The organism is Peribacillus sp. SIMBA_075 (assembly GCF_046534585.1).
This window is the reverse complement of sequence record NZ_JAWRYN010001027.1, coordinates 1-256: the sequence shown is the minus strand read 5'-3', so window position 1 is coordinate 256 and position 256 is coordinate 1. Positions and strand designations below refer to the sequence as shown.

Sequence of the window (256 nt, the reverse complement as noted above, 5' to 3'; positions counted from 1 at the left end):
CCAGCGTAAAAGCATTTCGCTTGTCAGGACGATCAATCACAATCGTTGCGATGGCATCGGCCTTTTCGATATATAAAGCTTTTTCTCCCATTTTTTGTCTACACCTTCCGTTTCCTAGCATTAATCTTTTTTATACTTGGCCGCCAAGCGGTTTCCAATCGATTGCAGGCATTGCACCAGCACGATCAAAATAAAGACCGTCACATACATAACATCCACTTCGTAGCGCAAATGTCCAAAGCGATAAGCCAAATCC

1 pseudogene is annotated in these 256 nt (G+C 43.4%); it reads right to left on the bottom strand.

Features of this window, described 5'->3' with window-relative positions:
- Positions 1-120 precede the first annotated feature (120 nt).
- A pseudogene (locus tag SB775_RS31415) lies at positions 121-256 on the bottom strand (metal ABC transporter permease); the annotation flags it as partial.